Here is a 15124-nt window from a genome sequence, read left to right as displayed (position 1 = left end):
ATCGGGTGGTCCGAACGGACGTCCGTCCACTCGCCTCACCCGCACGGGTGATCACCCCGCCGTGAGCAGCGAAACTCCCACCCTCCACCCCCTTCCTACTGATCGGTAACTTCGCTACAGTGTCCGCACGCACCACTGCCGGGCTTCGGGAGCCGCACCGGCGGGGCGCCGTCCGCCGCGCCGGTAACCGCGGGGCCGACGGCGGACGACGGTGCGTTCGTTCACCGGTCGGTGCCGCGGATCGCGGCCGGAGCCGGATTTCTCTCCTCTGTGTTCAGAGCCGCTTCCTTCACCCCGAGCGCCTGAGTACCACGGCACACCCGCAGCACCGCCGGAGCGGACCGGCGGCTGCGCGGTGGCCGCAACCGTCATCCCCCCGCACCGCGCGCGGACCCTCCTCCGAAGGCGCGCCCTCTTTCCGGGGGCGTGCCCTCCGGAGCGCGCGCGGGCCTTCCATGACAAGGAGTCAGGACAGATGGAGCGTCCCTTTCCCACGGTCGCCGTGGTCGGACTCGGCACGATGGGCACCGGCGTCGCCGTCGCGGTCGCCAGGAGCGGCCGCCGGGTGATCGGCATCGAGGCCGACGAGAACTCCGCCGCCAGGGCCCTGGCCCGGATCGAGGAGTCCACCGCGCACGCGGTGGACCGCGAGCGGCTCACCGCCGAGGAGCGGGCCGGGCTGCTCGCCCGGCTCACCGTCGGCCACTCGCTGGCCTCGGCCGCCGAGGCGGACCTGGTGATCGAGGAGGTCCCCGAGCAGCTGGAGCTGAAGCGGCAGCTCTTCGCCGAGCTGGACCGGATCTGCCCGGCCGGCACGGTGTTCGCCACCGGCACCACCGCGCTCTCGGTGACCCGGATCGCCGCCGCCACCGCCCGCCCGGACCGGGTGCTCGGCCTGCACTTCTTCAACCCGGTGCACACCATGAAGCTGGTCGAGGTGGTGCGCACCGTGCTCACCGCCCCGCAGGTCGCCGAGGACGCCGCGGCGCTCGCCCGGGACCTCGGCAAGGAGCCGGTGGCGGCCGGCGACCGGGCCGGCTTCGTGGTCAACGGCCTGCTCTTCGCGTACCTGAACCAGGCCGCCGCGATGTACGAGTCCAAGTACGCCACCCGGGAGGACATCGACGCCGCGATGCGGCTCGGCTGCGGCCTGCCGATGGGGCCGCTGGCGCTGCTCGACCTGATCGGCGTGGACACCGCGAGGACCGTCCTGGAGGCGATGTACGAGCAGTCCAGGGACCGGCTGCACGCGCCCGCGCCGATCCTCGGCCAGCTGGTCTCGGCCGGGCTGCTGGGCCGCAAGACCGGCCGCGGCTTCTACACCTACGAGGCGCCCGGCTCCTCCAGGGTCGTCGGCACCGCCACCGGCCCGGCCCGGCCGGGGGTGACCGGGCGGGAGGTGCGCAGCGTCGGCGTCTGCGGCTCGGGCACCATGGCCACCGGCATCGTCGAGGTGTTCGCCAAGGCCGGGTACCCGGTGCTGCTGGCCGCCCGCAGCCTGGAGAAGGCCGAGCGGGCCAAGGCGCAGCTGGCGAAGTCGCTGGAGCGCTCGGTGGCGAAGGGCCGGCTGACCGAGGAGCAGCGGGACGCCGCCCTGGGCCTGGTGACGCCGGTCGGGCAGTACGGCGAGCTGGCGGACGTGGACCTGGTGGTCGAGGCGGTGGCCGAGGACCTCGGGGTGAAGCGCGAGCTGTTCACCGCGCTGGACGCGATCGTCAAGCCGGGCGCGGTGCTGGCCACCACCACCTCCTCGCTGCCGGTGGTGGCCTGCGCCTCGGCCACCGGGCGCCCGCAGGACGTGGTCGGCATGCACTTCTTCAACCCGGCGCCGGCGATGCGGCTGGTCGAGGTGGTCTCCACGGTGCTGACCGCGCCGGACGTCACCGCGACCGTGCTGGAGCTGTGCGCGAAGGTCCGCAAGCACCCGGTGGAGTGCGGGGACCGGGCCGGCTTCATCGTGAACGCGCTGCTCTTCCCCTATCTCAACGACGCGGTGCGGATGCTCCAGGAGCACTACGCGACGGTGGACGACATCGACACGGCGATGAAGCTCGGCTGCGGCTACCCGATGGGCCCGTTCGAGCTGCTGGACGTGGTCGGCCTGGATGTCTCGCTGACCATCGAGCAGGTGCTGCACCAGGAGTTCCGGGAGCCGGGGCTGGCCGCGGCGCCGCTGCTGGAGCACCTGGTGGCGGCGGGCTGCCTGGGCCGCAAGACCGGCCGCGGTTTCCGCGACCACGCGCGCCGATGACCGCCCCGCCGTCCTACGGGGGAGCGCCCGACCGGACGCCGTTGCGCGCGGAGCGGGCCGGCTGGGGAGCGGGTTCGGTGTCCGCGCACTGGCCGAGACCGGCGGTGGGCGGGCCGGTCGCCCCGGTGCGCCGGGAAAGGCCCCCTGCTCCGGCGCCGGGGACGTGTAGCGTTCCGGGCATGGATCGGGTTCAGTCAGTCTCCCCGCAGCAATCCGCCCCGCAGCAGCCCGCCCCGGCGCGTGACGGCCGGTCGGCCGGGACGGGCGCGGAGGGGGGTCAGGGCAGCCGCCGGGCGGCGGCCCAGCGCCAGCAGATGCGCCAGGACCTGGCCACCGCCGCGATGGAGCTGTTCGCCTCGCAGGGCTACGAGGAGACCACGGTCGACCAGATCGCCGCGGCGGCGGGGGTCGCCCGGCGGACCTTCTTCCGGTACTTCCGGTCCAAGGAGGAGGCGATCTTCCCGGACCACGACGACACCCTGGTGCGGGTCGCCGACCTGCTGGCCAGCGCCGAGCCGGAGGAGCACCCGCTGGACGTGGTCTGCCGGGGCATCAAGGAGGTGCTGCGGATGTACGCCTCCACGCCCGGGGTCTCGGTGGCCAGGTACCAGCTGATCCGCCAGGTGCCGACGCTGCGGGAGCGGGAGATCGCCGTGGTGGCCCGCTACGAGCGGCTGTTCACCCGCTACCTGCTGGGCCGGTTCGACACTGCCGGGGAGATCCCCGAGGGCTGGCAGCACGGCGGCGAGGACGACTCGATGCTGGCCGAGGTGTCGGCGGCGGCGGTGGTCGCGGCCCACAACCACGTGCTGCGGCGCTGGCTGCGGGCGGGCGGGCGGGGCGATGTGGAGGCGCAGCTGGACCACTCCTTCGAGGTGATCCGGCAGACCTTCTGGGGCTCCAGCGCGCCGGGGGCGCGGCGGCGCGGTGCCGTGGTGGCACCGGGTGCCAGTGGGACGGAGGCGGAGACCTCGACCGCGCGCGCACTGAGTGCCGGCTCCGGAGGTGAGGTGCTCATCACAGTCACCCGGACGGACGCCCCGCTGGAGCTGGTGGTGGATGCCGTGCGGGCTGCCCTGGAGGGCGTCAAGCAGGCCTGACGGCAGGAGTTTTCGCAGGTAGCAAGGGGTTCATGGGCCCGTGCCGGAGTGTCGGCACGGGCCCTTCCCGTACCCTTCGCGGGCCCTCGGGAGCTGCCTCCCGGTCACCCGAATTGATGGCACCGCGTGTCTTTACGAGTGGCACAGGGTGCCATTACCTTGTTACCCACCAGTCGCGGCGCCGCGGCTCCCCACCTGGCGCGCCGTCGTACCGGCGCCCCCCGATCCCGGGGGCGACCCACCGCAGCACCCGGCCCACCAGCCACCGGCCCGACAGCCACCCCGGCCCACCAGCCACCTCGGCCCACCAGCCACCCACACCCACCACCCCGTTCAGCGAAGCCGGTGTCCGCTCCCGGCTCCCCCAGACGCCCTGTGCCCTCACACAGGTACGCCTTCGGAGGCAGCCATGAAGGAAATCCTCGACGCGATCCTCAGCTCCGACAGCACCTCGGCGGACTTCGCCAACGTGAAGCTGCCGGAGTCCTACCGGGCGGTCACGCTCCACAAGGACGAGGAGCAGATGTTCGCGGGCCTCGCCAGCCGCGACAAGGACCCGCGCAAGTCCCTCCACCTCGACGACGTCCCGCTGCCCGAACTGGGCCCGGGCGAGGCCCTGGTCGCGGTGATGGCGAGCGCGGTGAACTACAACACCGTGTGGAGCTCGATCTTCGAGCCGGTCTCCACCTTCGGCTTCCTGGAGCGCTACGGCCGGCTCTCCCCGCTCACCAAGCGCCACGACCTGCCGTACCACGTGCTCGGCTCCGACCTGGCGGGCGTGGTGCTGCGCACCGGCGCCGGGGTCAACGCCTGGAAGCCGGGCGACGAGGTGGTCGCCCACTGCCTGTCCGTCGAGCTGGAGTCCTCCGACGGCCACAACGACACGATGATGGACCCGGAGCAGCGGATCTGGGGCTTCGAGACCAACTTCGGCGGCCTGGCCCAGCTGGCCCTGGTGAAGACCAACCAGCTGATGCCCAAGCCCGCCCACCTGACCTGGGAGGAGGCCGCCTCCCCCGGCCTGGTCAACTCCACCGCCTACCGCCAGCTGGTCTCGCAGAACGGCGCGGGCATGAAGCAGGGCGACAACGTGCTGATCTGGGGCGCCAGCGGCGGCCTCGGCTCGTACGCCACCCAGTACGCGCTGGCCGGCGGCGCCACCCCGATCTGCGTGGTCTCCAGCCCGGAGAAGGCCGACATCTGTCGGGCGATGGGCGCCGAGGCGATCATCGACCGCTCCGCCGAGGGCTACAAGTTCTGGAAGGACGAGCAGAACCAGGACCCGCGCGAGTGGAAGCGCTTCGGCGGGCGGATCCGCGAGCTGACCGGCGGCGAGGACGTCGACATCGTCTTCGAGCACCCCGGCCGGGAGACCTTCGGCGCCAGCGTCTACGTCACCCGCAAGGGCGGCACCATCGTCACCTGCGCCTCCACCTCCGGCTTCATGCACCAGTACGACAACCGCTACCTGTGGATGTCGCTCAAGAAGATCGTCGGCTCGCACTTCGCCAACTACCGCGAGGCCTGGGAGGCCAACCGCCTGGTGGCCAAGGGCAGGATCCACCCCACCGTGTCCAAGGTCTACACGCTGGAGCAGACCGGGCAGGCCTCGCTCGACGTCCACCAGAACCGCCACCAGGGCAAGGTCGGCGTGCTCTGCCTCGCCCCCGAGGAGGGTCTGGGCGTGCGCGACGCCGAACTGCGCGCCCGGCACCTGCCCGCGATCAACCGCTTCCGCGACATCTAAGGCGACCCGATGACCGACCAGAAGCGCGACCGGCCCTGGCTCATGCGCACCTACGCCGGGCACTCGACGGCCGAGGACTCCAACGCGCTGTACCGGCGGAACCTCGCCAAGGGGCAGACCGGCCTCTCGGTGGCGTTCGACCTGCCGACCCAGACCGGCTACGACTCCGACCACATCCTCGCCCGCGGCGAGGTCGGCCGGGTCGGGGTGCCGGTGGGCCACGTCGGCGACATGCGCACCCTGTTCGACGGCATCCCGCTCGAACAGACCAACACCTCCATGACGATCAACGCCACCGCGATGTGGATGCTGGCGCTCTACCAGGTGGTCGCCGAGGAGCAGGGCGCGGACATCGCCCGGCTCACCGGCACCACCCAGAACGACATCGTCAAGGAGTACCTGTCGCGCGGGACGCACGTCTTCCCGCCCGGCCCCTCGGTGCGCCTGATCACCGACATGATCGCCTACACGGTCGGGAACATCCCGAAGTGGAACCCGATCAACATCTGCAGCTACCACCTCCAGGAGGCCGGGGCCACCCCGGTCCAGGAGATCGCCTACGCGATGTGCACCGCGATCGAGGTGCTGGACGCCGTCCGCGACTCCGGCCAGGTGCCGGCCGAGCGGATGGGCGAGGTGGTCGCCCGGATCTCCTTCTTCGTCAACGCCGGGGTCCGGTTCGTCGAGGAGATGTGCAAGATGCGGGCCTTCGGCCGGCTCTGGGAGAAGGTCACCCGGGAGCGGTACGGCATCGAGGACCCCAAGCAGCGCCGGTTCCGCTACGGCGTGCAGGTCAACTCGCTCGGCCTGACCGAGGCCCAGCCGGAGAACAACGTCCAGCGGATCGTGCTGGAGATGCTCGCCGTCACGCTCTCCAAGGACGCCCGCGCCCGCGCCGTCCAGCTGCCCGCCTGGAACGAGGCGCTCGGCCTGCCCCGCCCGTGGGACCAGCAGTGGTCGCTGCGGATCCAGCAGGTGCTCGCCTTCGAGTCCGACCTGCTGGAGTACGGGGACCTCTTCAACGGCTCCGAGGTCGTCGAGGCCAAGACCGCCGACCTGCTGGCCGGGGCCGAGGCCGAGATCGCCAAGGTGCTGGGGATGGGCGGGGTCATCCCGGCCGTCGAGTCCGGCTACCTGAAGTCCAACCTGGTCTCCTCGCACGCCGCCCGCCGGGCCCGGATCGAGTCCGGCGAGGACAGGATCATCGGGGTCAACTGCTTCGACACCACCGAGGAGAGCCCGCTCACGGCCGACCTCGACACCGCGATCATGGTCGTCGACCCGGCCTCCGAGCAGTCCGTGCTGGCCGCGCTGGAGTCCTGGCGCGGGCAGCGCGACGAGGCCGCCGCGCTGCGCGCCCTGGAGGAGCTCAAGGCCGTCGCCGGCACCACCGCGAACCTCGTGCCGGCCACCCTGGCCTGCGCCCGGGCCGGGGTCACCACCGGCGAGTGGGCCTTCGCCCTGCGCGAGGTGTTCGGCGAGTACCGGGCGCCCACCGGCGTCGGCGGCGCCCCGGTCGCGGTCCCGGCCGAGCCCGGCGGCGAGCTGGCCGCCGTCCGCGAGGCGGTCGCCGCGACCGCCGCCGAGCTCGGCGCCGGCAAGCTGCGGCTGCTGGTCGGCAAGCCCGGCCTGGACGGGCACTCCAACGGGGCCGAGCAGATCGCCGTCCGGGCCCGCGACGCCGGGTTCGAGGTGGTCTACCAGGGCATCCGGCTCACCCCCGAGCAGATCGTCTCGGCCGCCGTCGCCGAGGACGTCCACTGCGTGGGCCTGTCGATCCTCTCCGGCGCCCACTCCGAGCTGGTGCCGGACGTGCTGCACCGGCTGCGCCGGGCCGGGGTGGAGGATGTCCCGGTGATCGTGGGTGGCATCATCCCGGCAGCGGACGGCGAGGCCCTCAGGGCCGCCGGCGTCGCCGCCGTGTTCACCCCGAAGGACTTCGGCATCACGACCATCATCGGCCGGATCGTGGACGAGATCCGGCTGGCCAACAGGCTCCAGCCCTGGACGCCGGCCCCCGCCACGACGACCAGCTGACCCCGGAAGGAACCACCCCCTTGTCCCAGAACCGCCTCCGCCCGCGCCGTTCCTGCCTCGCCGTGCCGGGCTCCAACCCCCGCTTCCTGGAGAAGGCCCAGGGCCTGCAGGCCGACCAGGTCTTCCTCGACCTGGAGGACGCCTGCGCCCCCCTGGTCAAGGAGAGCGCCCGCCACACCGTCGTCGACGCCCTGAACACCGGCGACTGGACCGGCAAGACCCGGGTCGTGCGCGTCAACGACTGGACCACCCACTGGACCTACCGCGACGTGATCACCGTGGTCGAGGGCGCCGGCCCGAACCTCGACTGCATCATGCTGCCGAAGGTCCAGGACGCCGAGCAGGTGAAGGCGCTCGACCTGCTGCTCACCCAGATCGAGAAGACCATGGGCTTCGAGGTCGGCCGGATCGGCATCGAGGCGCAGATCGAGAACGCCAAGGGCCTCATCAACGTCGACACCATCGCCCAGGCCTCGCCCCGGCTGGAGACCATCATCTTCGGCCCGGCCGACTTCATGGCCTCGATCAACATGAAGTCGCTGGTGGTCGGCGAGCAGCCGCCCGGCTACTCGGCCGACGCCTACCACTACATCCTGATGCGCATCCTGATGGCCGCCCGCGCCAACGACCTCCAGGCGATCGACGGCCCCTACCTCCAGATCCGCAACCAGGAGGGCTACCGCGAGGTGGCCGGCCGCGCCGCCGCACTGGGCTTCGACGGCAAGTGGGTGCTGCACCCGGACCAGATCGGCGCCGCCAACGAGATCTTCTCGCCCTCCCAGGAGGACTACGACCACGCCGAGATGATCCTCGACGCCTACGACTGGTGCACCTCCGAGGCCGGCGGCTTCAAGGGCTCGGCGATGCTCGGCGACGAGATGATCGACGAGGCCAGCCGCAAGATGGCGCTGGTCGTCTCCGGCAAGGGCCGCGCCGCCGGTATGAAGCGCACCTCCACGTTCGAGCCCCCGCAGGCCTGAGACCGGTCAGGAGCCATCGACCCATGCAGTTCGGACGCACCTACGAGGAGTTCGAGGTCGGCGCCGTCTACCGGCACTGGCCCGGCAAGACGGTCACCGAGTACGACGACCACCTCTTCTGCCTGCTCACCATGAACCACCACCCGCTCCACATGGACACCAACTACGCGGAGCGGACCACCGACTTCGGCAAGAACGTGGTGGTGGGCAACTACATCTACTCGCTGCTGCTCGGCATGTCCGTCCCGGACGTCTCCGGCAAGGCGATCGCCAACCTGGAGATCGAGTCGCTGCGGCACATCGCGCCGACCTTCCACGGCGACACGATCTACGGCGAGACCACCGTGCTCGACAAGTGGCCGTCCAAGTCCAAGGACGACCGCGGCATCGTGTACGTCGAGACCAAGGGCTACAAGCAGGACGGCACGGTCGTCTGCATCTTCCGCCGCAAGGTGATGGTGCCGACCGCGACGTACATCGAGGCACGCGGCGGCGAGCAGCCCGCCCGGCCCACGCCGCTCTCCTGAGCCCTTCCGGAGCCCCACCACCCCAGGACCCCGGACGGGCCCGGCCGCCGTCATCGGCCGAGCCCCGCACCGGTTCACGGGGGCTCCGCGGAGCCACGCCCGCGGAGCCCCCGTCCACTCTCCCCCCACCCTCGTTTTTCCAGGCATGACAGGAGCCGCACGATGGGACGCCTCGCACAGACCGACGGCCTCACCGAGATCCAGCGGGACATCCTCGCCACCGTGCGCGAGTTCGTCGACAAGGAGATCATCCCGGTCGCGACCGAGCTGGAGCACAAGGACGAGTACCCCGCGGCGATCGTCGAGGGCATGAAGCAGCTCGGCCTCTTCGGGCTGACCATCCCCGAGGAGTACGGCGGCCTCGGCGAGTCGCTGCTGACCTACGCGCTGGTGGTCGAGGAGATCGCCCGCGGCTGGATGTCCGTCTCCGGCATCGTCAACACCCACTTCATCGTCGCGCACATGATCAACGCGCACGGCACCCAGGAGCAGAAGGACCACTTCCTGCCCCGGATGGCGGCCGGCGAGATCCGCGGCGCCTTCTCGATGTCCGAGCCCGGCCTCGGCTCCGACGTCGCCGCGATCAGCACCAAGGGCGTGAAGGACGGAGACTTCTACGTCCTCAACGGCCAGAAGATGTGGCTGACCAACGGCGGCACCTCCAGCCTGGTCGCGGTCCTCTGCAAGACCGACGAGGGCGGCTCCACGCCCTACAAGAACATGACCACCTTCCTGATCGAGAAGACGCCGGGCTTCGGCGCCAACCCGACCGTCCCCGGCCTCACCGTGCCCGGGAAGATCGAGAAGATGGGCTACAAGGGCGTCGACACCACCGAGCTGGTGCTCCAGGACGTCCGGATCCCCGCCGACCGGATCCTCGGCGGCGTCCCCGGCCGGGGCTTCTACCAGATGATGGACGGCGTCGAGGTCGGCCGCGTCAACGTGGCCGCGCGCGGCTGCGGCGTCGCCCGCCGCGCCTTCGAGCTGGGCATCTCCTACGCCCAGCAGCGCTCCACCTTCGGCAAGAAGATCGCCGAGCACCAGGCGATCCAGTTCAAGCTCGCCGAGATGGCCACCAAGGTCGAGGCCGCGCACCAGATGATGGTGATGGCCGCCCGCAAGAAGGACAGCGGGGAGCGCAACGACCTGGAGGCGGGGATGGCGAAGTACCTCGCCTCCGAGTACTGCAAGGAGGTCGTCGAGGACGCCTTCCGCATCCACGGCGGCTACGGCTTCTCCAAGGAGTACGAGATCGAGCGGCTCTACCGGGAGGCCCCGATGCTGCTGATCGGTGAAGGTACTGCGGAGATCCAGAAGATGATCATCGGGCGCCGACTGCTGGAGGAGTACCGCATCGCGGGCTGACCGGCCCGCCGCGGGACTCGCGGTCGACCCGCGGGACCGCCGGACGACGGGCGTGCGGGCCCGTCCCGGCACCGCGCCGTGTCCCGCCCCGGTGGCCTGGTCCGCCCCGGGGCCGACACCGGCGCTCCGGAGCGGCCGCAGGGCGTACAGCTGCTGTCACACGCCCTGCGGCCGCTCCGGCCTACCGTCCCGCGCCCCCGACGGGCAGTTCCGCAGGGCCGACCGGGCAGGGTTGAGACAAGAGTCACCAGCTTCGCCGGGTCCCTTGGGAACCGGAGCGGGGCGAGCTACGGTCGTATACAAGGAGACGCACAGGCGCCTCCCGCAGGTCACATGAACGAGCAGGCGGGTTGCCCACCCACCGTGTGCTCCCGATAGCATCCACCGGGACAGCAGACGTCCCTCTATTACCCGATCCCGCGGTGGCCCCCGTCCAGCGGCCATGATCCCCCGCGACAAAGGTCTTCGATGCCCATCAGCCCGTCCCCTCACACCTCCGTCACGGACCGCGATGCCCTCGCTGCCACGACGGCCGGCCGGCGACCCCGCGTGACCATCGCGCGCGGAGCCACCCCCTGGTTCGTCCCCACCCTCGCCACGGCCGCCGTGACCACCGCGCTCACGCGGCGCAGTGGCAAGTGGGCCCTCGCGGCGGTACCCGCCTGTGCGCTCGGCGCCGGCATGCTGTGGTTCTTCCGCGACCCCGAGCGTGAGATCGGCACGGGCAGAGTGATCTCCCCCGCCGACGGCGTGGTCCAGAGCATCGACGCGTGGCCGGACGGCCGGACCCGCGTGGCGATCTTCATGAGCCCGCTCAACGTCCACGTCAACCGGGCGCCCCTGCCCGGCACGGTGACCTCCGTCGAGCACGTGCCCGGTGGCTTCGTGCCCGCGTTCAACAAGGACAGCGACCAGAACGAGCGGGTCGTCTGGCACTTCGACACCGAGCTCGGCGACATCGAGATGGTCCAGATCGCGGGCGCCGTGGCGCGCCGCATCGTGCCGTACGTGGACGCCGGTACCAAGGTCGAGCAGGGCGAGCGGATCGGTCTGATCCGCTTCGGGTCCCGGGTCGACACCTACCTGCCGGCCGGCGTCGAGGTCGGCGTCGAGGTCGGCCAGAAGACCACCGCCGGGGTGACGCGCCTTGACCGTGACTGATCCTGAGACGATCGTCGGCCTGGACGACGAGGAAACGGCCCTGCGCCGTCGTCGCTGGGCCCGCGACCGCGAGCTGCGCGCACCGCGCTCGCCGCAGCACCTGTCCACCGCCGACTTCCTCACCCTGGGGAACGCCGTCTGCGGCTTCCTGGCGATCTACTCGATCACCACCGGGGTGCTCGTCCCGCACATCACCAACCCGGACGCCGCGCCGGACAAGCACAGCGCCGCCACCGCGGTGACGCTGCTGCTGATCGGCTCGATGTGCGACCTGTTCGACGGCCTGGTGGCGCGCAAGCTGCGCTCCTCCGCGCTCGGCGCCGAGCTCGACAACCTGGCCGACCTGATCAGCTTCGGCATCGCGCCGGCCTACTTCGTCGCGGTCTGGGGCATGGTCTCGCCCGGCTCCAACAGCCGGCTGTCGGCGCTGATCGCGCTGACCGTGCTGCTGGCGGTGGTGCTGCGGCTCGCCCGGTTCTCCACCGTGAAGATGCGGCCGGGGGTCTTCCAGGGCATGCCGTGCCCGATGGGCGCGATGACGGTGATCGCCATCGTGCTGCTCGACCCGCCGTTCCTGCCCGGTCTGCTGGCGATCTTCGCCGTCGCGTACCTCATGGTCAGCCGGATCGAGTACCCGAAGCCGCAGGGGCTGCTGGCCACCGCCACGCTGTGCTGGATCGTGCTCTCGATCGGCTGCCTGGCGGCCTGGGCGACCGGCGCTCCCGGCGGCGACACCCTGCTGCACATCGGCGCGTTCGCGCAGATCACGCTCGCCGCGATGGCGCCGCTGCTGGTGATCCGCCGCAAGGTGGGCCAGAAGGTCGGCGACGTGCGGGCCCGCCGCGCGGAGTCGCGGATCGGCTGACGACCGCCGAAGGACAAGCGGAAGGGCCCGGCTCCCCTCGGGGAGCCGGGCCCTTCCGCTTGCCGTTCGCCCGGATGTCCGGGTGATGTCTGCGGCTCAGGCGCCGCCGCGGTGGACGCTGAACGCCGAGCGGCGGGCCGCCCGGGCCACCGCCGGGTCCGGGTGGACGCCGGAGACGGCCGTCAGCACCGAGGCCGCCCGGGGGTGCCCGGACTGCCGGGCCCGGGCGAACAGCCGCACCGGGTCGCCGGCCGAGGCACCCTCGACATGGCCCACCAGAAGTTCCGTTTCACCGTGGTCCAGCACGGCTGCGGCGGTGTCCACCCAGAGCCAGGCGGCGTCCTCCGCGCCCAGCACATCGGCCGGGGAGACCCCCTCGTCCGAGCGCTCGGCCAGCCACAGCAGCGCGTACGGGCGCAGCACCGCCTCGTCGACGGCTGCCCGCACGGCCTGCTCGGCGGTGGATCCGGCCACCCGCAGCGCCTCGAAGGCCAGACCGCGCACCAGGGCGTCCTCGCCCTGCGCGGCCTCCAGCAGCTCGGCCACCGCCCGGTCGGCGGGGCGGGCGGCCAGCCAGGCCCGGTACTCGGCGCGGGCCGGGCCCGGCGAGTAGTCGGCGCAGGCGCTCAGCAGTTCCATCGCGCTCTGCTCGATGTGGCCGGCGGCGGTCTGCGCGACGGTGCAGATCTCCTCCAGCTTGGCCCGCACCGCCCAGTGCCCGAGCGGGGAGAGCTCGGCCGCGTTGTCCTCGCGGACCAGCGCGCCGACGGCGGCCAGGCCGTCCAGCATCCAGTCCAGGACGGCGGCGACGTCGGCGGGCGAGGCCGGGGTGTCGATCTGCGGCTCGCGGCAGGTGCCGCGGACGGCGGAGACTGCGGAGGCCGCGTGCGGGACGGGCGAGAGGCCGAAGGCGCCCTCGCCGCCGCCGACCCGGCGCTCGTCCAGACCGCGCCGGAGCAGCTCCAGCAGTTCGACGTCGGCGACCGGGCCGTCCACCAGGTGCAGGAAGGAGAGCAGTTGGGGTGCCTGGTCGACGGCCTGGCCGGCGAGGACGGAGAACACGCCGCGCAGGGCGGCGGGCGGCACCGGGGCGAGCAGGGTCCAGGCGTCGAACAGGGTCGACCAGCCCCGGATCACCGCCTCGTCGTCGTGCTCCCAGGCGTGCAGGCGCCAGCCGGGGACGGCGCCGCCGTCGCGGGGCTCGACCAGGCCGACCAGCAGGGCCTGGCCCCAGGCCTTGGCGGCGGCTCCCACCGTCATGGCGAGGGCGCGGCCGGCCGCACGGGCGTCGTCCGGGAGCAGTTCGCCGCGCTTGTCGACCTCGTCGAGGTCGCCGGCCCAGCGGGCGATCCGGACGGCGTCGACCAGCATCCGGCGGGCCAGCGGGGCCAGCTCGGCGGGTGCGGGGAAGCCCTCCGGTACGGGGACCCGGCCTCGGCCGGGGGCGGGGGCGGGGCCTCGTCGGCGGGGTACGCCCTGGCTCCCCGGCCTCGCGCCGGCGGGGCGGTGGGCCGTTCCGGGGAGACGGGTCACCGTCGCACCGGAACCGTTGGTCGGCGGGAGCGGGGCATCACGGTCGCGCGGATTCCGAGACGTCACGTCGAGCAGTCTTCCCCTTGTACCGGCCTTCTGTCACATCCGGTTGTCCGCGCGGGGCGGGGCGGGGGTTCGGGGGGATCGACAAGATCGGGCAACAGAGCCCAAACCGACTGGCTTGATCTTTGTGGCGGGTGCATGCCAGGTCGGAGGGGTGGGCGGGGCCGGTGGTCCGGGCGGGGTCCCGGTCGGCCCGCGCGCCGACCGCCGCCCGGCCGGCGCGCACGCGGTGCACCCGGCTCCCCTGACCCGCGCGGCGCGGCGGGGAGCGCACGGCGGGGGCGGGGGCGGAGCCGGGGGCCGAGGCAGGGCCGGGGGCCGGGGGCCGGTGGCGGCGGCTCAGCAGAAGGGCGTGAGCCAGCGGCGCAGGGTCTCGGAGTAGCGGTCCGGGTCGGTGTTCCACAGCGCGGCGTGGTCGCCGCCGGGGAAGGCCTGGAGGTTCACCAGCGACGGACGGCCCGCCGCCAGCCGCTCGGCGGCCCGGAACGGCGCCACCGGATCGTCGGGGCCGTGCAGCACCAGGGTGGGCACCCGGAGGTCCGCGCCCTCCGCGAGGCGGGCGAAGTCGGCCAGATCCACGCCGGTGCGGCCCTGGGCGGCCAGCGCGCCGAGTTCGGCCGCCGCGCCCCGGTACCCGGCCCTGGCCGCGCCCCGGCGGGCGGTGGCCGGCCAGTCCAGCACCGGGGAGTCCAGGACCAGGCTGCTGATCGAGGAGGCGAAGTCGGACCGGGCGGCGGCCTGCAGGGCCATGGTGGCGCCGAGCGACCAGCCGTAGAGGACCACCCGGCCCGCGCCGCCGTCCAGCGCCAGCCGGATCGCCGCCTCGACGTCCCGCCACTCCGTCTCGCCGAAGTGGCCCAGGCCGTCCGGGGAGGCCGGCGCGCCCGCGTCGCCCCGGTAGGTGACCGCCAGCGCGGGCAGGCCGAGCCGCTCCAGGACGGGCAGCACGGGCAGCACCTGGCTGCGGTCGGTGCCCGGGCCGTGCACCAGGATCACCCAGGTGCCGCGCTTGCCGTCGAGCCACCAGGCGGGCATCGCGCCGAGCTCGCCCTCGACGGCGGTCTCGCCGAAGGTCAGGCCGAGCGCCGAGGCCGGGTCGCCGAGGTACACCCGGGGGGTGAAGCGGACCTCGGTGCCGGCCGTGAGGGTGCCCCGGTCGGCGCGGGCCAGTCGGCGGGTGACGCCCTGTTCGTCGCGGTGCAGGACCTCCTCGACGACGGCGTGCCCGTCCTCGCCCCACTCGACGGCCCAGCGGCCGGGACGCTCGCTGGCCGCGCTCCGGGTGAAGGTGATCCGACCGGCGCCCAGGCTCTGGACCACGACCGGACCGGACCGCTCCCGGGCGGCCCCGGCCGGGCGGACCATCCGCTCCGAGGCCCGGCGGCCGATCACCAGGACGGCCGCCCCGGTGCCGACCGCGGCGGCCGCCACGGTGGCCGCGATTCCCCAACGCATACTCGCTCCCCGCTGCTCGGTTCTGGGCCGACCGGTGTCC

At 72.8% G+C, this 15124-nt stretch carries 11 protein-coding genes; 9 read left to right on the top strand and 2 right to left on the bottom strand.

What is annotated here, in order from left to right:
• Nucleotides 1-475: 475 nt before the first annotated feature.
• The 9 genes from OG715_RS30540 to OG715_RS30500 all read left to right on the top strand — a co-directional run bounded on the left by OG715_RS30540 (nt 476) and on the right by OG715_RS30500 (nt 12033).
• Nucleotides 476-2251 (top strand): 3-hydroxyacyl-CoA dehydrogenase family protein, encoded by a 1776-nt coding sequence (locus OG715_RS30540; RefSeq protein WP_266274070.1) that lies wholly within the window; start codon nt 476-478, stop codon nt 2249-2251.
• A 179-nt stretch (nt 2252-2430) separates the two neighbouring features.
• Nucleotides 2431-3351 (top strand): TetR family transcriptional regulator, encoded by a 921-nt coding sequence (locus OG715_RS30535; protein ID WP_266274071.1) that lies wholly within the window; start codon nt 2431-2433, stop codon nt 3349-3351.
• A gap of 409 nt (nt 3352-3760) precedes the next feature.
• Nucleotides 3761-5098 (top strand): crotonyl-CoA carboxylase/reductase, encoded by a 1338-nt coding sequence (gene ccrA, locus OG715_RS30530; RefSeq protein ID WP_266274072.1) that lies wholly within the window; start codon nt 3761-3763, stop codon nt 5096-5098.
• Nucleotides 5099-5107: 9 nt separating this feature from the next.
• On the top strand, nt 5108-7135 hold the full coding sequence (locus OG715_RS30525; RefSeq protein ID WP_266274073.1) for a protein meaA: 2028 nt from the start codon (nt 5108-5110) through the stop codon (nt 7133-7135).
• A gap of 20 nt (nt 7136-7155) precedes the next feature.
• Nucleotides 7156-8115 carry an HpcH/HpaI aldolase/citrate lyase family protein gene (locus OG715_RS30520; RefSeq protein ID WP_340636237.1) on the top strand — a complete coding sequence of 320 codons (960 nt, stop codon included), beginning with the start codon at nt 7156-7158 and terminating at the stop codon, nt 8113-8115.
• A gap of 23 nt (nt 8116-8138) precedes the next feature.
• Complete coding sequence (locus OG715_RS30515; protein ID WP_266274074.1) at nt 8139-8642, top strand: MaoC family dehydratase; 504 nt, start codon at nt 8139-8141, stop codon at nt 8640-8642.
• A gap of 162 nt (nt 8643-8804) precedes the next feature.
• On the top strand, nt 8805-10007 hold the full coding sequence (locus tag OG715_RS30510) for an acyl-CoA dehydrogenase family protein (RefSeq protein ID WP_266274075.1): 1203 nt from the start codon (nt 8805-8807) through the stop codon (nt 10005-10007).
• 468 nt (nt 10008-10475) lie between these two features.
• Entirely contained in the window at nt 10476-11168 is a 693-nt protein-coding gene (locus OG715_RS30505; protein WP_030398303.1) for a phosphatidylserine decarboxylase, read from the top strand.
• A complete protein-coding gene (locus OG715_RS30500; RefSeq protein WP_375978752.1) occupies nt 11155-12033 on the top strand; it encodes a CDP-alcohol phosphatidyltransferase family protein in 879 nt (292 codons plus the stop codon). Before OG715_RS30505 ends, OG715_RS30500 begins: the two co-directional genes overlap by 14 nt.
• Nucleotides 12034-12129: 96 nt before the next feature.
• On the opposite strand, the gene OG715_RS30495 is transcribed toward OG715_RS30500, so the two are convergent.
• Together OG715_RS30495 and OG715_RS30490 are read right to left on the bottom strand one after the other, a co-directional pair.
• Nucleotides 12130-13566 (bottom strand): hypothetical protein, encoded by a 1437-nt coding sequence (locus tag OG715_RS30495; protein WP_266274076.1) that lies wholly within the window; start codon nt 13564-13566, stop codon nt 12130-12132.
• Between the two features lie 402 nt (nt 13567-13968).
• Nucleotides 13969-15084, bottom strand: a complete 1116-nt coding sequence (locus tag OG715_RS30490) for an alpha/beta hydrolase family protein (RefSeq protein WP_266274077.1) — start codon at nt 15082-15084, stop codon at nt 13969-13971.
• Nucleotides 15085-15124: the final 40 nt, after the last annotated feature.

Origin of the sequence: Kitasatospora purpeofusca (assembly GCF_036010405.1) — a bacterium.
Classification (GTDB): domain Bacteria; phylum Actinomycetota; class Actinomycetes; order Streptomycetales; family Streptomycetaceae; genus Kitasatospora; species Kitasatospora purpeofusca.
This window is presented reverse-complemented; position numbering and strand designations above follow the sequence as displayed.